The sequence below is a fragment of the Truepera sp. genome, assembly GCA_032027045.1.
GTDB lineage: Bacteria > Deinococcota > Deinococci > Deinococcales > Trueperaceae > JAAYYF01.
On sequence record JAVSMU010000001.1, the window covers coordinates 1,053,164 to 1,072,585 of the forward strand.

22 protein-coding genes and 1 tRNA gene are annotated in these 19,422 nt (G+C 70.2%); 12 read left to right on the forward strand and 11 right to left on the reverse strand.

Annotation, left to right across the window (positions count from 1 at the left end; all coding sequences use genetic code 11):
* Positions 1 to 4 precede the first annotated feature (4 nt).
* Positions 5 to 1,153 (forward strand): glutamine-hydrolyzing carbamoyl-phosphate synthase small subunit, encoded by a 1,149-nt coding sequence (gene carA, locus ROY82_04735; GenBank protein ID MDT3681773.1) that lies wholly within the window; start codon positions 5 to 7, stop codon positions 1,151 to 1,153.
* Between the two features lie 5 nt (positions 1,154 to 1,158).
* On the opposite strand, the gene dtd is transcribed toward carA, so the two are convergent.
* From dtd to ROY82_04765, 6 genes are all read right to left on the reverse strand, one after another.
* Positions 1,159 to 1,611 carry a D-aminoacyl-tRNA deacylase gene (gene dtd, locus ROY82_04740; protein ID MDT3681774.1) on the reverse strand — a complete coding sequence of 151 codons (453 nt, stop codon included), beginning with the start codon at positions 1,609 to 1,611 and terminating at the stop codon, positions 1,159 to 1,161.
* Positions 1,608 to 2,027: a DUF1844 domain-containing protein gene (locus tag ROY82_04745; GenBank protein MDT3681775.1), complete on the reverse strand. Its 420-nt coding sequence runs from the start codon at positions 2,025 to 2,027 to the stop codon at positions 1,608 to 1,610. Before ROY82_04745 ends, dtd begins: the two co-directional genes overlap by 4 nt.
* On the reverse strand, positions 2,024 to 2,650 hold the full coding sequence (locus ROY82_04750; protein ID MDT3681776.1) for a uracil-DNA glycosylase: 627 nt from the start codon (positions 2,648 to 2,650) through the stop codon (positions 2,024 to 2,026). The genes ROY82_04745 and ROY82_04750 overlap by 4 nt, the downstream gene beginning before the upstream one ends.
* Before the next feature lie 55 nt (positions 2,651 to 2,705).
* Positions 2,706 to 3,119, reverse strand: coding sequence for a hypothetical protein (locus ROY82_04755; GenBank protein ID MDT3681777.1), 414 nt, complete (start codon positions 3,117 to 3,119; stop codon positions 2,706 to 2,708).
* Between the two features lie 193 nt (positions 3,120 to 3,312).
* Positions 3,313 to 3,531: a hypothetical protein gene (locus tag ROY82_04760; GenBank protein MDT3681778.1), complete on the reverse strand. Its 219-nt coding sequence runs from the start codon at positions 3,529 to 3,531 to the stop codon at positions 3,313 to 3,315.
* Between the two features lie 119 nt (positions 3,532 to 3,650).
* Positions 3,651 to 5,312, reverse strand: a complete 1,662-nt coding sequence (locus tag ROY82_04765; GenBank protein ID MDT3681779.1) for a DNA repair protein RecN — start codon at positions 5,310 to 5,312, stop codon at positions 3,651 to 3,653.
* A gap of 126 nt (positions 5,313 to 5,438) precedes the next feature.
* On the opposite strand from ROY82_04765, the gene ROY82_04770 reads away from it, so the two are divergent.
* Positions 5,439 to 6,299: a hydroxymethylglutaryl-CoA lyase gene (locus ROY82_04770; protein ID MDT3681780.1), complete on the forward strand. Its 861-nt coding sequence runs from the start codon at positions 5,439 to 5,441 to the stop codon at positions 6,297 to 6,299.
* 4 nt (positions 6,300 to 6,303) lie between these two features.
* Here ROY82_04770 and ROY82_04775 read toward each other — a convergent pair whose 3' ends face one another.
* Positions 6,304 to 7,305 (reverse strand): DHH family phosphoesterase, encoded by a 1,002-nt coding sequence (locus ROY82_04775; protein MDT3681781.1) that lies wholly within the window; start codon positions 7,303 to 7,305, stop codon positions 6,304 to 6,306.
* Positions 7,306 to 7,352: 47 nt separating this feature from the next.
* On the opposite strand from ROY82_04775, the gene ROY82_04780 reads away from it, so the two are divergent.
* Positions 7,353 to 8,714 carry a S1C family serine protease gene (locus ROY82_04780; GenBank protein MDT3681782.1) on the forward strand — a complete coding sequence of 454 codons (1,362 nt, stop codon included), beginning with the start codon at positions 7,353 to 7,355 and terminating at the stop codon, positions 8,712 to 8,714.
* Positions 8,715 to 8,772: 58 nt separating this feature from the next.
* Here ROY82_04780 and ROY82_04785 read toward each other — a convergent pair.
* Positions 8,773 to 8,849, reverse strand: a tRNA-Ile gene (locus ROY82_04785).
* Between the two features lie 201 nt (positions 8,850 to 9,050).
* On the opposite strand from ROY82_04785, the gene ispH reads away from it, so the two are divergent.
* Together ispH and dusA are read left to right on the forward strand one after the other, a co-directional pair.
* Complete coding sequence (gene ispH / locus ROY82_04790; GenBank protein ID MDT3681783.1) at positions 9,051 to 10,160, forward strand: 4-hydroxy-3-methylbut-2-enyl diphosphate reductase; 1,110 nt, start codon at positions 9,051 to 9,053, stop codon at positions 10,158 to 10,160.
* Positions 10,161 to 10,177: 17 nt separating this feature from the next.
* Complete coding sequence (dusA, locus tag ROY82_04795; protein ID MDT3681784.1) at positions 10,178 to 11,227, forward strand: tRNA dihydrouridine(20/20a) synthase DusA; 1,050 nt, start codon at positions 10,178 to 10,180, stop codon at positions 11,225 to 11,227.
* Here the strand turns inward: dusA and ROY82_04800 are convergent.
* Positions 11,193 to 12,380 (reverse strand): acyl-CoA dehydrogenase family protein, encoded by a 1,188-nt coding sequence (locus ROY82_04800; GenBank protein MDT3681785.1) that lies wholly within the window; start codon positions 12,378 to 12,380, stop codon positions 11,193 to 11,195. The genes dusA and ROY82_04800 overlap by 35 nt on opposite strands.
* Before the next feature lie 69 nt (positions 12,381 to 12,449).
* On the opposite strand from ROY82_04800, the gene aroH reads away from it, so the two are divergent.
* Complete coding sequence (aroH, locus tag ROY82_04805) at positions 12,450 to 12,833, forward strand: chorismate mutase (protein ID MDT3681786.1); 384 nt, start codon at positions 12,450 to 12,452, stop codon at positions 12,831 to 12,833.
* 4 nt (positions 12,834 to 12,837) lie between these two features.
* Here the strand turns inward: aroH and ROY82_04810 are convergent, their stop codons facing one another.
* A complete protein-coding gene (locus ROY82_04810; protein MDT3681787.1) occupies positions 12,838 to 13,881 on the reverse strand; it encodes a metalloregulator ArsR/SmtB family transcription factor in 1,044 nt (347 codons plus the stop codon).
* Positions 13,878 to 14,159, reverse strand: a complete 282-nt coding sequence (locus tag ROY82_04815) for a hypothetical protein (GenBank protein MDT3681788.1) — start codon at positions 14,157 to 14,159, stop codon at positions 13,878 to 13,880. The genes ROY82_04810 and ROY82_04815 overlap by 4 nt, the downstream gene beginning before the upstream one ends.
* Positions 14,160 to 14,177: 18 nt before the next feature.
* Here ROY82_04815 and ROY82_04820 point away from each other — a divergent pair, with 18 nt between their 5' ends.
* From ROY82_04820 to rpsG, 6 genes are all read left to right on the forward strand, one after another.
* Positions 14,178 to 15,494: a DUF4147 domain-containing protein gene (locus tag ROY82_04820; protein MDT3681789.1), complete on the forward strand. Its 1,317-nt coding sequence runs from the start codon at positions 14,178 to 14,180 to the stop codon at positions 15,492 to 15,494.
* Between the two features lie 60 nt (positions 15,495 to 15,554).
* Positions 15,555 to 16,547, forward strand: coding sequence for an L-threonylcarbamoyladenylate synthase (locus ROY82_04825; GenBank protein MDT3681790.1), 993 nt, complete (start codon positions 15,555 to 15,557; stop codon positions 16,545 to 16,547).
* A complete protein-coding gene (gene purE, locus ROY82_04830) occupies positions 16,544 to 17,077 on the forward strand; it encodes a 5-(carboxyamino)imidazole ribonucleotide mutase (protein ID MDT3681791.1) in 534 nt (177 codons plus the stop codon). The genes ROY82_04825 and purE overlap by 4 nt, the downstream gene beginning before the upstream one ends.
* Before the next feature lie 13 nt (positions 17,078 to 17,090).
* Entirely contained in the window at positions 17,091 to 18,263 is a 1,173-nt protein-coding gene (gene purK, locus ROY82_04835) for a 5-(carboxyamino)imidazole ribonucleotide synthase (protein MDT3681792.1), read from the forward strand.
* Positions 18,264 to 18,514: 251 nt separating this feature from the next.
* Positions 18,515 to 18,910, forward strand: coding sequence for a 30S ribosomal protein S12 (gene rpsL / locus ROY82_04840; GenBank protein MDT3681793.1), 396 nt, complete (start codon positions 18,515 to 18,517; stop codon positions 18,908 to 18,910).
* A 3-nt stretch (positions 18,911 to 18,913) separates the two neighbouring features.
* Positions 18,914 to 19,384 carry a 30S ribosomal protein S7 gene (gene rpsG / locus ROY82_04845; GenBank protein ID MDT3681794.1) on the forward strand — a complete coding sequence of 157 codons (471 nt, stop codon included), beginning with the start codon at positions 18,914 to 18,916 and terminating at the stop codon, positions 19,382 to 19,384.
* The last annotated feature ends 38 nt before the right edge of the window (positions 19,385 to 19,422 follow it).

Here is a 19,422-nt window from a genome sequence, read left to right on the forward strand (position 1 = left end):
CGGTATGTCTTTGCTGGAGAAACCCCCCGCGCTCCTCGCCCTCGAAGACGGCACCGTCTACTACGGTTACGCCTTCGGCGCGCACGGCAAGTCCGTGGGCGAAATCGTCTTCAACACCTCGATGACCGGGTACCAGGAGATCCTCACGGACCCCAGTTATCACGGCCAGATCGTCACGATGACGTACCCGCACATCGGCAACTACGGGGTGAGCGTGTACGACATGGAGTCGAACCGGCCCTACGCCCGGGGCTTCATAGTGCGCGAGTTCTCTCGCGTCGCCTCCAACCACCGGGCCAACCAGGACCTGCAGGCGTTCATGGAGCAGCACGGCATAGTAGGCATCGAGGGCATCGACACCCGCGCCCTCACGCGCCGCCTGCGCTCTGGCGGGGTGGTCAAGGGCGTCATCTATCATGGCCGCACCGACGATGACCTCGAGGCGCGGCTCGTGGAGGAGGCGCGGGATCACGAGGACATCGACGGACGCGACATGACGCCCGAGGTCACGACGCCGCTGCCCTACGCACGCCCCACGTTCCAGGACCACCCGCGCGTGGTGCTCGTCGACTTCGGCATCAAGCACTCGATCGTCTACAAGCTCGAGCAGTCGGGCGCGGAGGTCATCGTCGTGCCCGCGCAGACCACGCCCGCGCAGATCATGGCCCTGAACCCGTACGGGCTCGTGCTCTCGAACGGGCCCGGCGACCCCGGCGGGCCGAAGTACGCACATGACGCGGTGTGGCAGCTGCTAGGGCTGCTGCCCACGTACGGCATCTGCTTGGGGCACCAGCTCCTGGGTCTGGCGGTCGGCGGGCGCACCTACAAGCTGGCCTTCGGCCACCATGGCGCCAACACGCCCGTCAAGAACCTCATCACGGGCGACGTCGAGATCACGAGCCAGAACCACAACTACGTGGTCGACGTCGCGTCCATCCCCGGTGGCCAGTTCGTCGCCACGCACGTGAACCTGAACGACGGCACGCTCGAGGGCATGGCTCACGTGCGCTACCCCGTGTTCAGCGTGCAGTACCACCCCGAGGCGAGCCCGGGCCCACACGACGCCTCGTATCACTTCAAGCGCTTCATAGAGGAAGTCAACCTGTTCGAGGGCGCCACGGCGGTTCCGGCGGCCTCGGGCTTCGCGATCTGACGACCTCAGGCGAACAGCTCGTCGGTGTCGAGCCAGATGGTCGTGGGCCCGGAGTTGACGAGCTCAACCTCCATCATGGCGCCGAACTCGCCCGTCGCCACCTGCACCCCCGCGCCTCTGAGCGCGGCCACGAACTCCAGGTAGACCGCCTCGGCCGCCTCGGGGCGCGCGGCGCCGCTGAAGCCCGGGCGGTTGCCGTCTTTGACCGAGCCGTAGAGCGTGAACTGGCTGACGACGAGACAGGCGCCACCCACCTGGTCCAGGCTCAGGTTCATCTTGCCGGCGTCATCCTCGAACAGGCGTAGCTTCCGCACCTTCTCGGCGAGGCGGCCCGCCAGCGGCGCGTCGTCCCCCGGCATGACACCCAGGAGGACGAGGAAGCCAAGCCCCACCTCGCCCACCGTTTCGCCGGCCACCCGCACCGAGGCGCGGCTGACGCGCTGGACGAGCGCCCTCAAGAGGGCTCGTCGCCCGTGAACAGGCCGGCCGCGCCGGCGTCCATCACCGGTAGCTCCGTGGCAGTCTCCTGCAACCTGCGCCTCACGGCCCGCAGGGCGTCCCAGAGCGCCTCGCGTTCGCCGGCCCGCAAGTTCCCCAGCGTCTTGACCTGTAGCATCTCGAGGAGGTCGAGGCTGCGGCGCGCCGCCTTGCGGCCCGCCACGCCGTCGCGAGACGCCAGCCGCAGCGGGCTGCTGTCGTCACCCAGCGCGGCCTCTGCAGAAGCCGTCAGCGCGTGAATGAGCCCCATGAGGCGAACGCTCGCCGCCTCCTCGGCCGCTGCCTCGGCCTCCTGTTGCTCACGCGCCAGGCGCGCCGCGTCGTCGTGCTGCTCGGGCGCCAGGCGCGCCGCGTCGTCCTGCTCGGACGCGCTCAAAAGAGCGCTTCCTGCTCGGCCGTGTCGAGATGGAAGGCCTGATCCTTGGGTGGCAGGGAGTCGAGCGTCAGCTTGAGCTCTTTCATGTCGGTCCACGTTATCCACTTGGGCGCGCCACGCTCGCGGCTGGCGTTACGTAGCAGGTAGGCCGGGTGGAAGACGGGGAACACTTTGACGCCGTGCCAGTCGTACCACTTGCCGCGCGTCTTGGTGATGCCTTGGGTGGTGCCGAGGAAGTACTGCGTGGGCACGTTGCCCAGCGGCACGATCACTTGTGGCCGGACGAGCTTGATCTGCTCGAGCAGGACCCACTCGCCGGCCGCCACCTCCTCGGGCCGCGGGTTGCGGTTGCCCGGTGGGCGGAACTTCACGATGTTCGTGATGTAGACGTCGTCTCGTGCGATGCCGACGGACGCCAGCACCTTGTCCAGCAACTGCCCGGCGCGGCCAACGAACGGCCTGCCGCTAAGGTCTTCGTCCTCGCCCGGCGCCTCGCCCACCAACATGGCTTGCGCGTCCGGGTTGCCCTCGCCGAAGACGAGGTTCTCCGACAGTTCGTTCAGCGCCTCCGGCCGCCTGGCAGCTCGGCGCTCTAGCTCGGCCAGCGTCACGGGCCCCGTCATACCACGCACCCAGCGCGGACGGACGAGCGCTAGAGCGGGAGCGGACGGGCCACGATCAGCCCACTTCCGCGCCGGCTTCGTGCCCGTTCTGGCCGCCTTGTTCAGTCAGGCTCGGGCGCATGCTGCGCGCTTCTCGCCTGATGCGCGGCTCGAGCCCGATCATGAGGAAGAAGTTCTCGAGGGCGTTCTCGCGGCCCTTGATCTCCGTGTGTTCGGGGAGCTGGGAGCCCGTGACGAACGGGAGCTCCTTGTAGACGCGCAGGGCCTCTGCCGCCACCTCGTCGGGGCTCTTGATCTCGGCGAGTTCGCTGAGTTCGGCGTACACGTGACGGCGCGCCTCGGCGTGGATGCGGAAGCCCTCGGGGTCGTCGGTCTCGGGCGCCCTGAGAAGATCCTGCCGGGCGATGCGCCGGTAATGCTTGAGGCCACGGATGATCTCCTCCGAGTTGAGAACGACCTTCACATCCATGCTGTCTCCTTCCGGGTCCACGCGTCCGCGCCGGCCGAGCCGGGAGCGGGAGGGCGATCGGACCCTGATTTCTCGTGGGGCTTCTCGTGGGATCTCACGGGGCGTCTCTCGTGGGGCGCCCGCCGTGAAGCGCCACACCCGGCCGACCACCGTTGCGGAGGGCAGGGTGGCGCGAGCAGGGGTCCCACGCGGCTCAGGCCTTGAGGCCGCGCCGTGGGATCGACGGCAAGTCTGGGTCCGGGTTGGCTGGTCCATGGGCCTGGCCGCCCGTCGCCCCGAGCGTGCGACCCTCGGCGAGGTCCGATTCGAACCTCGTGAGGGCGTCTAGTTCGGCGGCGTCCGAACGGTAACCGCAGGTTGGGCACTCGAGCTCCGAGAAGCCCTCGACGTAGTGGTACGTGATGGTGTTCACGCCGCCACAGCGCGGGCAGCGAACGCCTTCGTGGAAGCCCTCGGCGTCCACTAGCGTTCCTTGTGGCGGGGGCTCGGGCGCGCTCTCATGGCCCCAGCATATAGCAGTGACGCCGGCGCCTAGGTGTGACGCGCCCGGGCTCGCCCGGGGCCTTGCTGCCCCTCGATTACCGTGGCGCGGGCGCGCTCGAGGAGCTCCTCTGCGTGGCGTAAGGACGTGTCTGTGAGCGTTCCCGAGAGCAGCCGTGCCAACTCGGCGATGCGCGCCTCGGGCGCCAACCGTTGAACGCGCGCGACGGTCCTGCCACCGGCCTGCACCTTCTCGACCTTGAAGTGGGCGTCGGCGAAGGCGGCCACCTGGGCCAGGTGCGTGACGACCAGTACCTGGCGCTTGGTTGCGAGCCGCGCCAGCAGCGCCCCCACGTGGTTGCCGGTCTCGCCGGCCACGCCGGCGTCGACCTCGTCGAAAACCACCGCGCTGAGGTCGGAGCCCGTGACCAGGTGCAAGGCGAGCATGATGCGCGAGAGTTCGCCCCCCGAGGCCACGTCGGCCACCCGCCGCCGGGCTTCGCCCGGGTTGGCGCTGAACTCGAACGCCACCTCGTCGTTGCCGTGCTTGCCGGGTCGGGCGGCGGGCCTCACCACGGCGGCGAAGGCGGCCTTGGGCAGGCCCAGTTGGTGCAGCAGTGGCAGGACGCCGGCCGCGAGCGCGGCGCCGGCGGTCTCGCGGGCGGCGGTGAGCCTCGTGGCGAGACCGTCAAGCTCTGCCGTCAGGCGCGAAGACTCGGCCTGCAATCGCTGGATCTCGTCGTCGGCCCCACCCAGGGCCTCAGTCTCGGCCGCGGCCGCGTCGCGGTAGGCGATGACCGCCGCCAGGTCGTGACCGTACTTGCGCTTCAGGGCCTCCAAGGTGGAGAGCCGGGCCTGCACCGCATCGAGACGCTGTGGGTCGGCCTGGAAGTCGGACAGGAAGCTCTCCACCTCCGCGCTCACCGCGCTCAGCCCGCTCACGAGTTCTCGAAGGTCGCGCGCCAGATCTGCCAGCGCCGGAGCGTAGCGGCCGACGCCCTCGAGCTCCCGCAGCGCCGCGGCCGCGAAGGAGACGGCGTTGTCATCCTCGCCACCCAGCGCCGCGAACGCCGCCGAGCCGGCCAGCATGACGCGCTCCGCGTGTTGCAGGGTGGCCAGCTCCTCACTAAGGCGCTCGTCCTCTCCCAACCGCGGCCCCCCACTGTCGATCTCCCGCAGCTCGAAGGCCAAGGTGTCGAGCCTGCGCATACGTTCGAGCCGAGCGCCCTCCAGACGCTCCAAGGCGTTGGTGGCGGCCTGCAGTTCCGCGTACGCCGAGCGGTGCCTCTCCAGAACGGCGGCGTCGGCGGCCGGCAGGAGCCTGTCGAGTTGCTCACGCTGTGATGCGGGCGAGAGCAACTCCCCAGCGGAGTGCTGACCGAACACTTGCAGCTGCCCCCCGACGGCCTCGGCAAGTTCAGCGACGCTCACCAGCTCGCCGTTCAGCCTGGCGCCGTGGCGCCCGTTCGCGGCAACGCGACGCGACGCCGAGGCCAGGGGCGCCGCCTCGAAGGTCGCTTGCACCAGCGCCGCTTCGGCGCCGGTGCGGATCATGGCGGCGTCGGGCCGGCCGCCGCTCAGGAGCTCGAGGGCGTCGACCACGATGGACTTGCCGGCGCCAGTCTCGCCCGTGAGGACGTTGAGGCCTTCCGCGAGGTCCAGCTCCAACTCGTCCACGATGGCGAAATCGCGCAGTTCGAGCGTGTGCAGCACGCCTACAAGTATAGGGAACGCGCTGGGCGCCAGGGTGGTGCGCCGGGCCGAAGCCTAGGGGCCCTTGGTGCAGGGAGCGGCGACGGGGCGACCATCTCGCCCGTTTGGCGTGGGTAGACTCGCCGCATGAGCGCTCCCGATCAGGTCACGTGGGTCGAGTGCCCGAGAGACGCGTGGCAGGGCCTCGAGCGGGTGCCGGCGACGGCCGAGAAGGTGGCCCACCTGCGGAACCTCCTGGCCGCGGGGTTCGATCACCTCGACCTCGGTTCCTTCGTCTCGCCCAAGGCCGTGCCGCAGATGGCCGACACCGAGGCCGTGCTCGAGTCCCTGAGCGCCCGGCCGGGCGTTGACCTGCTATGCATCATCGGTAACGAGCGTGGACTCACCCGCGCTGCTGCCGCCAAGGGCGTAACGAGCGTCGGATACCCCCTTTCGATCAGTGACACGTTCCAGCACCGCAACCTCGGTCGCTCGATCCTGGAGTCGTGGGACGAGCTGAGCGCCCTGTGCGCCCAGGCGGAGCGGCTCGGCCTCGACCTCGTCGTGTACGTGTCGATGGGGTTCGGGAACCCCTACGGCGACCCGTGGAGCCCGAAGGCGACCGCGGCCGCGGTGGAGCGGCTGAGGGCCATGGGGGTCGGGCGCATCGCACTGGCCGATACGGTAGGTAACGCCGGGCCCGACGAAGTCGAGGCGGTCCTGGCGGAAGTGACCGACCCGGCCGGGCTCGGCCTGCACCTGCATGCCGCCGGCAACGACTGGCGACCGCTGCTCCAGGTGGCGCTGCGCCACGGCGTCAGGTGGTTCGAGGGTGCGCTGGCGGGGGTGGGAGGCTGCCCCTTCGCCGCCGACGAGCTGGTAGGCAACCTACCGACGGAGCGCGTGCTTCCGTGGTTGGAAGGCGAGGGTCTGGCCGTGGCGCCCGACCTCACGGCCCTACCCGACCTGGCGGTGGAGGCCCGGAGGCTGGCAGGCCTGCGGAACTAGGGGCTCAGTCGGCCGTAACCGCCTCGCGCTCCAGCTCCGCGCGCACGGCCGCGAGCATCTTGGCCTCGGCCGCCGCCATCGGGCCCGGCAGCGTGGCTCCGGCAGCCGCCACGTGGCCGCCGCCGCCCAGGGCCAAGCAGATCCGCTGCGCGGAGACGCCGGCGCGGGTGCGAACGCTGACCTTCACGACGTCGCCGCGCTCCTTCAGCAGCACCGCCACCAAAGCGCCCTCCGCGTAGCGGATGACGCCGACGAAGTCGTCGGAATCGTCGTCCGCACCCTCCCCGCGCATCTCGCTCGTGAGTTTGGCGTACACCAGGCGGCCGCCGTACGCGAACTCGACGGTCGCCATCACCTTGGCCAGGAGGGCGAAGTATGAGCGGGGGCGCCACTGCAGTCGGTCCGTGAGGTCACCCAGGTCCACACCGGCCTCGAGGAGTTCGCCGGCCACGTTGAGCGTCTCCTTGTTCGTGTTCCCGAAGCGGAAGTTGCCCGTGTCCATGAGGATGCCCGCCAGGCATGGCGTTGCGATGGCGGGGGTCCAGCGGACGCCCAGGGCGTCGATGAACTCCTTGATCAACACGGCCGTGGCGGCCTTGCTCGGCTCCACCACCGCCAGGTCGCCGAAGCGCTCGTTGGTACCGTGATGGTCGATGTTGAAGAGCGCTGCCGCCCCATCCAGGGGAGCTCCGGCGGCGCGCGAGGGTTCCCCGACGTCGAGCACGAACAGCAGCGAGTCCGGGGGTAAGACCTCGAGTGGGCCGGAGAGCTCGCCGGGTTCGGCGAGGAACTGGAGGAACGCGGGTGGCGTAAGCGGGACGGTGACATCCTTGCCGAGTGAGCCGAGCGCGCGGGTAAGCGCCAGGGAACTACCGAGAGCGTCGCCGTCGGGGTCGACGTGAGCGACCACTACGATGGGGCCCTCCCAGGCGCGGGCGCGGTCGGCCATCTCGGCCAGAACCTCGGAGTAGGCGGCGTCGCCGCGGTTGTCGACGAAAGAGGACATGAGAGCCATGATACTCGGCACCCGCGATCTCCCTTCATAATGTGACCATGGAGCCAATGGACGACCCCGAGAAGCTCAGGGCCGAAGAGGATGCGCTCAGGGCCGGAGGGCACACGGCCGGGACCGAGGAGGATGCGTTCAAGGCCGGCGAAGGGCCGGCGGTGGCCGGCGAGGAACCGTTCAGTGCCGGCGCGGTTGGGAGCGACGACCGTGCGCTGACGAGGTCCAAGCGGCTGGGTCAGGTCAGGGTATTCACCTGGTTGTTGCTAGGGGTCTTGGCGCTGGCGGCCGTGCTGGGAAGCCAACTCAGGCCGGAACCCAGGCTCGTGCACGTGGCCGGCACGCCACCGGTCATCGAGGCTCCCACGGGCGCGCTGCTGACCGCGTTCGAGAGGGCGCGCGACGCCACCGTGAGGCTCGAGGCGCGCTGCTCCGACAGCGTGCTCGGCGTAGGCACCGGCTTCTTCGTCTCCGAAGACGGGTTGCTGCTGACCGCCTACCACGTGGTGACGGCCGAGGAGACGACCCGCTGCCGCGCCCAACTCGTGGCCATCACCACCGACCACCTGGAGTACTCGGTGGAACTGGTGGGGTTCGACGCCTACATGGACCTCGCGGCGCTCAGGGCGAACGTGACGACCCTGGTGCCCTACATCCCCCTTGCCACGCGCCTGCCGAGCCCGGGCACCGGCGTGGTGGCGATCGGCAACAGTCGCGACGACTTCATGGGGGCAAGGGCCGGTCGCGTCACCCGGTTGGGTGTTCATGCCGGGCGCGCCGACTTCGCCGACGACACCATCGAACTCACCAACTCGCTGGCGCCCGGTGATTCCGGCGGCCCCGTGGTCAACGGCCGCGGGGAGGCCGTGGGAGTCGTCAGTTACATCAGCTTCAACCCGGCGGCCATGAGCTCGCAATCATTCGTGCCGCCCTTCTTGCAAGGCCTGAGCCTCACGCGGGACTTCGCCGGTTACGCGGTGCCCGTCACGCAGCGAAGCGACCTCGTGAACGCCGTCCTGGCGGGCCACCGCCGCGACGTGCCGGTGGTCGGGTTCCGGTGGCTCGAGGGCATGGATTACGACCCTGCGACCAGCCCGCACTACCTGGGCGCTCGTCCCGGCCCCATCGTCGACAGCGTGGAGGCCGGTGGGCCCGCCGACCTCGCGGGCCTGCGGGGGCTGCGGCAGACCACCGTCACCAACGCCGACGGCACGGTCTCGCTCGAGCCGGTCGGTGACGTGATCGTCGCCGTCGACGGCACCCCCACCCCGACCTTCTACGACCTCCTGTCGCTCATACGTTCCAAGAACATAGGCGACGTCGTCACGCTCACCGTCCAACGAGGGAACGCGACCTTCCGCGTACAGCTCGAGCTGCGCGCCAGGTCGTCGGTGTTCGCGAAGGGCTAGAGCCCGCGGATTTCAAGTAAGTAGGGTGCGCTTCAGCGGCGCCCGAATAGGACGCGGGTGGTGGGCGATAGTGGACTCGAACCACTGACCTCGTCGTTATCAGCGACGCGCTCTAACCAGCTGAGCTAATCGCCCACGTGCGCTCGTGCCGGTAGTCCGCAAGCCGAGAAGGCCGGGCCCGAGCGAAGCGGAGGATATCACGGGCCACAGGGGTGCGCAACCAACCATCAGCCGGCAAGGAACATGTTCAGCTGACGCGCCAACGCCTGAAGGCGGGAAGCGTCCTTGAGTCCCAAGGTTACTTCCGGGAACCCACGCCGCCGGTACAATGCGGCCGTGAGCATCGAACGCCTCTACCTTGCCAAACCGCGCGGCTTCTGCGCCGGCGTGGTCATGGCGATCGACGCGGTCGAGGAAGCGGCCACCGAGGCTCGAGCCCGGCGCGAGGGTGACATCGCCGTTTACCACGACATAGTGCACAACAAGACGGTGGTCGAGCGCCTCGAGGACGAGCACGGCGTGACCTTCGTCGAGCGCCTGAGTGACCTCGAGGCGGCCCGCTCGGAGGCCGCCGCGGTGGGCCGCGAGATCGGCACCACGGTCGTCTTCAGCGCTCACGGCGTGAGCCCCGTGGTCCGGCAACGGGCGGCCCAGTTGGGGCTCACGACGATAGACGCCACCTGTCCGCTCGTGACGAAGGTTCACAACGAGGCCAAGAAGTACGCGGCGCAGGGTTTCCATATCCTGCTGGTCGGCGACTCCACGCGTCACCAGGAGGTGATCGGCACTCTCGGCGAGGCCCCTGAGCAGACCACGGTCGTGGCGGTGCTCGGCAACCGGAAACACGACCCCGAGCTCGCCGACCCGCGGACGGTCACGGTTCCCGACCCGGAGAAGGTCGTGGTGCTGACCCAGACGACCCTCTCGGTAGACGACACCATGCGCACCGTCAGGCTCCTCAAGGAGCGGTTCCCCAAACTCCTCGTGCCACCCTCCGACGACCTCTGTTTCGCCACCAAGAACCGGCAGGACGCCGTCAGGTCGATAGCGCCGCGCTCCGACGTGTTCCTCGTCGTCACGAGCGAGGCGAGTTCCAACGGCATGCGGCTGTTGGAGCTGGCGGCCGAGCTTACCGGCAACGCGCACCGCATCGAGTCGGTCGCCGACGTAAGGCCGGAGTGGCTGGAGGGCGCCAGGACCTTGGGCCTGAGCTCTGCGGCCAGCACCCCCGACGATCTCGTACAGGCCGTGGTGGCTCACTTCCGCGCCCTCAACCCGGCCCTGGAGGTCGTAGAGGAGGGCGCGTGGGAGAACATCACGTTCCGCAAACCCCGCAGAGTCCCGCCACCTGCGTCGAACTCGGAAGCGCAGAGGCCCGCTACACGAGGGCCCGAGGCGCAGAGGCCCGATATCCGAATACCAGAAACGCTGAAAGGCGAAGCCTGAGCACGCTGCGACGCCACATGACGAGGCCACTGTCGGTAGCGCCGATGATGGACCTTACGGACCGCCACTTCCGCTACCTCGTGCGTAGAGTCACGCGGCGCACGCTTCTGTATGGCGAGATGCTGACGGCCGCCGCCGTTCTGCGTGGCGACCGCGACCGGCTGCTGGGCTTCGACCCGGAGGAGAGCCCCGTCGTCTTGCAGCTCGGCGGCGATGATCCAGTGGCGCTGGCGGAGGCGGCCGGGATAGGGGCGGAGTACGGCTACGCGGAGGTGAACCTCAACGTCGGTTGCCCCTCCCCGCGCGTCAGTAGCGGCAACTTCGGCGCTTGCCTGATGAAGGAGCCGGAGCGCGTCGGCGCGGCGGTCATGGCCATGCGTGCGGCGGTCGGGGTACCCGTGACGGTGAAGCACCGCACCGGGGTGGACGACAGGGACTCGTTCGAGGAGCTGCTCGCGTTCGTCGACGAAGCTGCCGGCGCGGGTGCCGACGCCTTCGTGGTGCACGCGCGCAAGGCGTGGCTGAAGGGCCTCAGCCCGAAGGCGAACCGCAGCGTGCCTCCGCTCGACTACGGCGCGGTTTACCGCCTCAAGCGGGAGAGGCCGGAGCTGGTGATCGAGCTGAACGGGGGAGTGCCCGACCTCGAAGCCGCGGCGGAGCACCTGAGGCACGTAGACGGGGTCATGCTCGGCCGCGCCGTGTACGAGGACCCGTTCGTGCTGGCGGGAGCCGACGACCTCCTCTCCCGCTTTGATCCAGGGCCCCAGGGGGGCGACGCGCCCGGCGCGCCAGGGGTCGGCCCCAGCCCGCGGGCGGTGGTGGAGGGCATGTACCCGTACGTCGAGGCACAACTGGCGCAGGGCGTGCCGCTGCACGCGATCACCAGGCACATGCTGGGCCTGTTCCGGGGTCGCCCAGGCGCCAGGGCTTGGCGCCGCATGCTCTCGGAGGGCTCGCACGAGCCGGGCGCCGGCGTCCGGGTGTTGGCGGCCGCCCTGGCGGCGCTGCCCGCGGACGTCGCCGACGGCGGGCTCAGCCGAGTTGCCGCAGGTACTCGCGCGAGATGATCAGGTGCTGGATCTCGTCCGTACCCTCGCCGATCCGGGTGAGGCGCGCATCGCGCCAGAAGCGTTCCACCTCGAAGTCCCGCAAGTAGCCGTAACCCCCGAGCACCTGGATGGCGGCGTCGCAGGCGTTCACCCCGGCCACGCTGCCCTTCAGCTTGGCCATGGCGGCGGCCATCGTGTAGTCGCGCCGCTGGTCGCGCAGCACCGCCGCCTTGCGCACGAGCAGGCGCGCGGCTTCCAGTTCCGTGGCGGCCTCGGCGAGCTTGAACGCCACGGCCTGATGCCGCCACAGGGGCCGGTCGAACTGGCGCCGTTCCTGCGCGTAGGCCGCTGCCCGCTCCAGCGCCGCCCGGCCCAGACCGATGCCCATGGCGCCGATCCCGATGCGGCCGCCTGAAAGGACCGTGGAGACGTCGGCGAACGCGGCGCCTTCCTCGCCGAGGAGGGCCGCCGACTCCACCCGCGCGCCCTCGAAGGAGAGGGGCGTCGTGTCGGACGAGTGGAGGCCCAACTTGTGCTCGGGCTTGCCGCGCACGAGGCCGGGCGTGGAGCCGTCGAGCACGAAGGCACTTATGCCGTCGGAGCGCGGGGCGTCCGGCGCCGCTTCGGAGGTGCGGGCCATGACGACGTACGTTCCGGCAACGGTCCCCTGGGTGATGAACTGCTTGCTGCCGCTGAGCTCGTAACCGCCCTCCACCGCCACCGCGCGCATGGACAGCGACGCCGCGTCCGAACCCGCCTCCGGCTCGGTCAGGGCCCAGGCGCCCAGCTTCTCGGCCGTAGCCAACGCCGGGAGGTAGGCGCGCCTTTGCGCGGGGTTCGCCGCCACCAGCAGGTGCCCCACACACAGCGAGTTGTGAGACGCCACGGTGAGCGCCAGGGAGCCGTCGACGGCGGCGATCTCCTCGATCACCAGCGCCGCCGTGGTCGTGTCGAGCCCCGCCCCGCCGTACTCCTCGGGTACTTGCAGGCCGAAGATGCCCATGGCGCCGAGTTCCTTGACGATGGCGTGGGGGAACTCGCCGGTCGTGTCTCGCGTGATGGCCCCGGGCGCCACCTCGCTCTTGAGGAAGGCCTTGAGGGGCCCCAGGATGGCGCGCTGGTCCGCGGTCAGGTCGAACCACGCGGGCGCGGCCGGTTCAGGATCTACCATCCACCCAACCTATGCCCACGAATGGGCGGCTGCCCGTGCGTGGCCGGCGTGCCTGGTACACTCCGCGCCATGGAGAACCAGGTGTGGGTCAGGGGCATCAGGGGGGCCACCACTGTTGCGGCTGACGAGCCCGAGCTCATCCTCGAGGCCACCCGTGAGCTGCTCGAGGCGATGCTCGAGCAGAACGACATAACCGACTTCGGACTCATCTCCTCGGTGTTCTTCACCGCCACGGAGGACCTCACCTCCACCTTCCCGGCGGAGGGCGCCCGGGCCATCGGCATGACCTCGGTCCCGCTCCTCTGCTTCCAGGAGATCCCGGTGCCCGGCAGGCTGGCGCGCTGTGTCAGGGTGATGCTCCTGCTGCACACCCCGAAGCAACAGGCCGACATGAGGCACGTCTACCTGCGGGAGGCCAAGAGCCTGCGGCCGGATCTCGTCAGCGCCCAGTAGGGGCTCAGTCAGGCGGCGCGAGGGTCTCCTCCAGGGCCGCGAGTATCTCCTTCACCGCGTCACGGTCGAGCCGATAGTAGGAGCGGTTGCCGCGCTTCACGACCTGGACCAGTTCCAGCTCACGCAGGAGGCGTAGGTGGCCGCTGGCGGTCGGCTGGGTCACGTTCAGCTGCTTGGCGAGGTCGCCCACCGTCAGCGGGAAGCGTGGCAGGCGGGCAATGAGCAGCAGCAGCAGGAGCCGCGTGGGGTCGGCGAAGGCCTTGAGGCGGTTCGCGAGACGCACCACTCCCTCCTTCTGCTCCTCGTAGATGTCCTCCGAGCGCACCCCGTAGCCGATGCACAGGCGGCTTCGGACCTGGAACTTGAAGCCACCTCGCGTCGCGAAGTAGAGAGGCACCACGAGCGTGCGCCCCTGCCGCCCGAAAGCCCGGATGTCGGCCACGTTCTCCTCGAAGCTCACGAAGTGGTGCACCGGCAACGACCGGGCCAGGTCGTTGCTGGCGCGCACGGCGGCGCGGAGGTCGCGGCTCGCGGCCGCCGTGACCTGCACGCCGCCGTCCTCCCAGGCGGCTCGCAAGTGACTCCAGAGATGTCCGAGGTTCTCGGCCAGGCACGAGGCCGCCGCCCCGTCCAGCGCCTCGAACGACGCCTTGAGCGCGGCGTAGCTGCCGCGGGGATCGTCGGGATCGTCCTCGAAGCGGGCCGGGTCGAACACCCGGGTGAACTCCGCCAAGAGCCTGCCGGGCAAACTGGGCAGGTCGCCCAGGAAGCGCTCGGGCGACTCGTCGTCTTCGTAGCCGAACGCGCAAGCCAACAGGAGCGCCTCGTAGCCCGTGAACCCGGTGTCCGCGGCGGGAAGGGTCGCAAGCCACTTCGGCGGGTGGTCCCTGAGTTCCCGCAGCCACGGCAGCGGGGTGTTCGGACTGGATGGGCCCAGCAGTCGGTAGTAGGCGTAGCACAACTCGATCACGGCCGCCGGCCTGATCACCAGCTCGGCCGGCCCCTCGCGCGGGCCCAGGACTCCTTCGCCTGGTTCGGCGTCCGTCATTCCCAGTCGCGCACTGGAAGCAGGCTGCCGCCATCCACCGTAGCGAGGGTCACCTTGTGAGCGCGCGTCATCGTCACCTCGAGGACGGCGTTATCGAGCGTGTTCGGCCCCACCAGCGCCTTGCGCACGAAGTACGAGTTGCCCTGCAGGCTCATCTCGCTCGTCTTGGAGAGCCGAACGTGGATTATCTCCCCGTTGCGGTCGGTGCGCACCTGGCAGAACAGCGCGTTGGGGTCTTCGCGGAACCGCGGGTCCTGGCGCCTGAACAGTCCGAACATGAGACTATTGTAGCCAGCGTGAGTGCTCTCGAAGCCGACCTGCTGAAAGAGGCGCTGGCCGATGCGCTGAAGGCCGCCGACCCGACCACCGCAACGCGCCTCAACCTGCCGCCGCCGCCCAAAGGGCGCCTGATGGTAGTTGGCGCCGGCAAGGCAGCGGCGTCGATGGCGCTGGCCGCCGAGCAGGGTTACCGCGGCCGGGCCCGACCGGAGGGCCTGGTCATCACCAGTTACGGCCACGCGCTACCTACCGAGCGAGTCGAGGTGTTGGAGGCGGCGCATCCCGTGCCCGACGAGGCGGGGGTGGCGGCCACGCGCAAGCTGCTGGACCTGGTGAAGAGCGCCGGCGAAGACGACCTCGTCTTGTGCCTACTGTCGGGCGGCGGATCGGCACTGGCCTGCGCCCCGAGTGGCCTGACCCTGGACGACAAGGCCTCGCTAACGAGGGAACTACTCGCGGCAGGGGCGGACATACACTCAATGAACGCCGTGCGTAAGCACCTCTCCAAGGTAAAGGGCGGCTGGTTGGCCGCCGTCTCCGGCGCCCCCGTCGTGACGCTTGCCGTCTCCGACGTCGTGGGCGACGACCCCGCCACCATAGCCTCGGGGCCGACCGTCGCCGACGAGACCACGTTCCAGCAGGCCCTCGAGGTGGTCACCGACCTGGCCCCCGGCGCCGCCGCCGCGCGCGCCGCGTTGGAGGCCGGGCTGAGGGGGGAGAGGCCCGAGACCCCCAAGCCCGGGGACGAACGCCTCGAGGAGTCGCGTTTCGTGCTGGTGGCCTCGGGCGCCGACGCTGTCGGAGCCGCCGTGGCCAGACTGCGCGCCGCGGGGGTGGTTGTGCTCGCCGAGGACCCGCTGGTCACCGGCGACTCCGCCGAGACCGCGCTGCGCCAGGCGGACGAGGTCAAGCGCGCCCTGGCGGCCGCCCCCGCAGGCGAAGCCGTCGCGTTCGTGTACGGCGGCGAGACGACGGTGAACCGCCGCACCGGCCGCCTCGCCTTCGGTATGGCCGACGGCCGGCCCGTGGAACCCCCCGTCAGAGGAGGACCCAACGGCGAGTGGGCGCTGGCGTTCGCCAGCGCCATGTCCGGCGGACCGCCGATGTGGCTTCTCGCCGTCGACACCGACGGGATCGACGGCGACTCCGACGCCGCGGGTGCCCTGCTGGGGCCCCGCCAGTTGAGTCACCTGAGCCTCGTCCAGGTAGCCGACTACCTGCGCCGCCACGACTCTCACACCCTGCTGAGCGCCGTGGGCGGTCTGGTAAGCACCGGCCCGACCCGCACGAACGTCAACGCCCTCCGCATCGCGCTCTTCCCGCCCCGCGTCTGAGCCCCAGGGGGTTGCCCCGAGGCTCGCCGGGCGGGCGCCTTGCGGTTATGCTCACGACCGATGGAAGTGCTCGCCCCCACGCCGGCCAACGTGGCGCGTGCCACCCAGCGGCTGCGCGTGGGCGGCCTCGTGGGCATGCCCACCGAGACGGTGTACGGCCTGGCCGCCGCTGCCCGTGACGAGGCGGCGGTGAACCGCGTCTTCGAGCTCAAGGGGCGGCCCCGCAATCACCCCCTCATCGTTCACCTCGGGTCCGCGGCGCAGCTGCTTTCCTGGGGAGAGCCGCTTGATGACCGAGCCGGCCTGCTGGCGGACGCCCTGTGGCCGGGCCCGCTGACCCTCGTCTTGCCACGGGCCAAGGGGGTGCCCGACAGCGTCACCGGCGGACAACCGACGGTGGCGCTGCGCGTGCCTTCTCACCCGGTGGCCAACGAGCTCTTGCGGGCGTTCGGAGACGGGGTGGCCGCGCCGTCGGCCAACCGGTTCGGTCGCCTCAGCCCCACGGCGGCCGCGGACGTCGTGGCGGAGTTCGCCGGTGAGGACCTGCTGGTGCTCGACGGCGGGCCCTCGTCCGTCGGCCTGGAATCGACCATCGTCGACCTCACCACCCCGGCAACGCGGCTGTTGAGGCCCGGCGGCGTTTCCCGCGAGGAGCTGGAAGCCCTCCTGGGGCGCGTCGTCGAGCTGCCGGTAGCCGCCGACCACGGCACGCCGCGCGTGCCCGGCAGCCACGCCAGCCATTACGCCCCCGGAGCGCCGACCGCGCTCGTAAGCGCAGCCGAGCTGGCGCAGATGGAGGGCGACGGCCTCGCCGTACTGGCACGGGGTGAGGCGCCGCGAGGCTGGGGCGGCGTGTGGCAGAGGCTCCCCGACGACGCGGCGGGTTACGCGGCTGGGATGTACGCCGCCCTCAGGCGGCTCGACGCCACCCACCCGAAGGCCATACTCATAGAGAGCGTGCCCGACCGACCCGAATGGCTGGCGGTACGAGACCGGCTGACGCGCGCCAGCGCGCCGCGTCCTGGTGCGACCTTGCCGAGGAGGAGCGCATGACCGACCCCGAGACGGGGCCCACTTCTGCTGCCGCCCTGGTAGCCGTCGTGATGGGCTCGACGAGCGACTGGGAGACCATGCGTCATGCCGCCGAGCTGCTCGAGCGCTTGGCCGTACCGCACGTCTGTCAGGTGGTCTCGGCGCACCGCACCCCCGACAGGCTGGCCGAGTTCGCCAAGGGGGCGGAGGCGCGGGGCCTCGAGGTGATCGTGGCCGGGGCCGGCGGCGCCGCGCACCTGCCCGGGATGCTGGCAGCCAACACGACCCTACCGGTCCTCGGCGTGCCGGTCCTCAGCGACGCGCTGCGCGGGCTCGATTCGCTCCTGTCCATCGTCCAGATGCCCCGCGGCGTACCCGTGGGCACGCTGGCGATCGGCCCGGCCGGCGCCCTGAACGCGGGCCTACTGGCGACGAGCATCCTGGCCCTGACGCGGCCCGAACTGCGGGCGCGCCTAAGCCGGTACCGCGCCGAGCAGACGGCCGCGGCCGCCGCGAGCACCCTTCCGAGCCCCAACTTCGCGGCGGAGTGACGCCTTGGCGCAAGTGACGCGGCCCGTACTCCCGGGAGGCACCATCGGTGTGCTGGGCGGAGGGCAGCTCGGCCGCATGCTGGCGCTGTCGGCGCGCCGCGCCGGTTACCGCTTGCACGTGCTCACCGACTCTGCGGAGTCACCGGCGGCCCAGGTGGCCGACCGTCACGTGGTGGCGAGTTACGACGATGTCGACGCCGTCGCCGAGTTCGCGAGCGGGGTCGACGTGATCACGATCGAGTTCGAGAACGTCTCGAGTGTGGCCCTCGAGGCCGCCGGTCGCATCACACCGGCGCGCCCATCGGCCGGGGCGCTGCACGTCAGCCAGAACCGGCTGCGCGAGAAGGAGTTCCTGCGCGCCAACGGCTTCGCGCACGCGCGCTTCGTGGCCGTTTCCGACGCGGCCGTTCTCCAGGAGCTCGCCCCGAGCTGGTTCCCCTTCGTGGCCAAGTCGGCCGGCTTCGGCTACGACGGCAAGGGCCAGGCCGTGGTGGCGGGTCCGGACGGGCTGCCCGCGGCGGAGGCGCTCCTGACCGGCGGGCCCATCGTGTTGGAGGAGCGCGTCGAGCTGCAGGCCGAGCTGTCTGTCGTGGCCGCGCGCTCAGCCTCCGGGCGGGTAGTCTCGTACCCGCCCTTCATCAACCACCACCGCGAGGGTGTGCTCGACACCACGCTGTTCCCGTGGCCCAGCGGCGACGCCCCCATGGGCCTGCCGGCCGGCGCCACCTGGCCCAGGCTGGTCGCTGAGGCGCAGGACGCGGCGGCCGAGGTACTCGCGCTGCTGGACTTCGTTGGCGTGGCCTGCGTGGAGTTCTTCGTAACCGACGGGGACGAGCTGCTGGTCAACGAGATCGCCCCCCGGCCACACAACTCCGGGCACCTCACCATCGAGGCCTGCTCCATGAGCCAGTTCGAACTGCAGTGGCGGGCGGTCTGCGGACTGCCGCTCGGCAGCGTGCGGCCCCTCGCGCCCGCCGCGATGGTCAACCTCTTGGGAGACGTCTGGAACGCTGGGGAGCCCCGCTGGGAGAGGGCCCTGGAGCAGGGCGGCGTGAGCCTCCACCTCTACGGCAAGGCGGAGCCGAGGCCGGGCCGGAAGATGGGGCACCTCACGGCCGTCGCGGGCACGCTGGAAGAGGCCGAGCGCGCGGCGCTGGCCGCTCGCGCCTCCTTGGCGCGCACGTGACCAGTAGGCAGCTGCCGTGTCAACTCAAAACTAATTCGTACCGGGGGGTGGGCTGCTGCTTGCCAACACCCCGGCGCGGGGTATATAGTAACTAGGTTTGTCTGCCCTCGGCCCGCAGCGTTGGGCCCAGGGCGAGTTTGTCGTGTGCTGCGGCGCAGGCCGTGAACGACGTCAAGCTACACAGAGTTCGAGGCCTTATCGCCGCACCCGGGAACGTTCAGGGCGCGAGACCACACGAGGGAGTGATCGTTCTGCCGACCGTAAACCAGTTGCTCCGCAAGGGGCGCAGGAAGATCGAAAAGAAGAGCAAGACCCCCGCACTGAAGGGGTCGCCGCAGCGGCGTGGCGTGTGCACCGCCGTCAAGACGCAGACTCCGAAGAAGCCGAACTCGGCGCTTCGCAAGATCGCGCGTGTGCGCCTGGCCGGCGGCCAAGAGGTCACGGCCTACATCCCGGGCGAGAAGCACAACCTCCAGGAGCACTCCGTCGTGCTCATCCGTGGCGGCCGTGTGAAGGACCTCCCCGGCGTTCGTTACCACATCGTCCGCGGTGCACTCGACGCCCAGGGCGTCGGTGTGGGCCGCTACGTGCAGCGCAACAAGGGCCGCAGCAAGTACGGCACCAAGAAGCCGAAGGCAGGGAAGTAAGCCATGGGACGTAGAAGGCGCGCAGAGATCCGGAAGCTTCAACCCGACCTGGTCTACTCCGACACGACCGTGACCGCCCTGGTGAACAAGCTGATGCGAGACGGCAAGAAGAACACGGCCAGCCGCATCTTCTACGGCGCTTGCCGCCTCATCCAGGAACGCTCCGGCCAGGAGCCGCTCAAGGTCTTCCGCCAGGCGCTCGATAACATCCGGCCTCGCATAGAGGTCCGTAGCCGCCGGGTCGGCGGCTCCACCTACCAGGTGCCCGTCGAGGTCATCCCCCGCCGCTCACAGTCCCTCAGCCTCCGCTGGCTGGTGGCCGCTTGTGACGCGCGACCCGAGCGCACCGCTGTCGAACGCGTCGCGGGGGAACTCCTCGACGCCGCCGCCGGCCGGGGTGGCGCCGTGAAGAAGAAGGAGGACGTCGAGCGGATGGCCGAGGCGAACCGCGCCTACGCCCACTACCGTTGGTGAACTCGCCCGCCGGCCGGCCCTATGCGGCCGCCGAGCAC

Excerpts from the sequence above, each read along its gene's own strand:
- carA (MDT3681773.1), top strand. The coding sequence starts at position 5 with ATGTCTTTGCTGGAGAAACCCCCCGCGCTCCTCGCCCTCGAAGACGGC.
- dusA (MDT3681784.1), top strand. The coding sequence starts at position 10,178 with ATGACGAGGCCACTGTCGGTAGCGCCGATGATGGACCTTACGGACCGC.
- ROY82_04815 (MDT3681788.1), bottom strand. The coding sequence starts at position 14,159 with ATGTTCGGACTGTTCAGGCGCCAGGACCCGCGGTTCCGCGAAGACCCC.
- ROY82_04755 (MDT3681777.1), bottom strand. The coding sequence starts at position 3,119 with ATGGATGTGAAGGTCGTTCTCAACTCGGAGGAGATCATCCGTGGCCTC.
- ROY82_04750 (MDT3681776.1), bottom strand. The coding sequence starts at position 2,650 with ATGACGGGGCCCGTGACGCTGGCCGAGCTAGAGCGCCGAGCTGCCAGG.
- aroH (MDT3681786.1), top strand. The coding sequence starts at position 12,450 with ATGGAGAACCAGGTGTGGGTCAGGGGCATCAGGGGGGCCACCACTGTT.
- ROY82_04810 (MDT3681787.1), bottom strand. The coding sequence starts at position 13,881 with ATGACGGACGCCGAACCAGGCGAAGGAGTCCTGGGCCCGCGCGAGGGG.
- rpsG (MDT3681794.1), top strand. The coding sequence starts at position 18,914 with ATGGGACGTAGAAGGCGCGCAGAGATCCGGAAGCTTCAACCCGACCTG.
- ROY82_04775 (MDT3681781.1), bottom strand. The coding sequence starts at position 7,305 with ATGTCCTCTTTCGTCGACAACCGCGGCGACGCCGCCTACTCCGAGGTT.
- ROY82_04780 (MDT3681782.1), top strand. The coding sequence starts at position 7,353 with ATGGAGCCAATGGACGACCCCGAGAAGCTCAGGGCCGAAGAGGATGCG.
- ROY82_04770 (MDT3681780.1), top strand. The coding sequence starts at position 5,439 with ATGAGCGCTCCCGATCAGGTCACGTGGGTCGAGTGCCCGAGAGACGCG.
- ROY82_04800 (MDT3681785.1), bottom strand. The coding sequence starts at position 12,380 with ATGGTAGATCCTGAACCGGCCGCGCCCGCGTGGTTCGACCTGACCGCG.
- purE (MDT3681791.1), top strand. The coding sequence starts at position 16,544 with ATGACCGACCCCGAGACGGGGCCCACTTCTGCTGCCGCCCTGGTAGCC.
- ROY82_04825 (MDT3681790.1), top strand. The coding sequence starts at position 15,555 with ATGGAAGTGCTCGCCCCCACGCCGGCCAACGTGGCGCGTGCCACCCAG.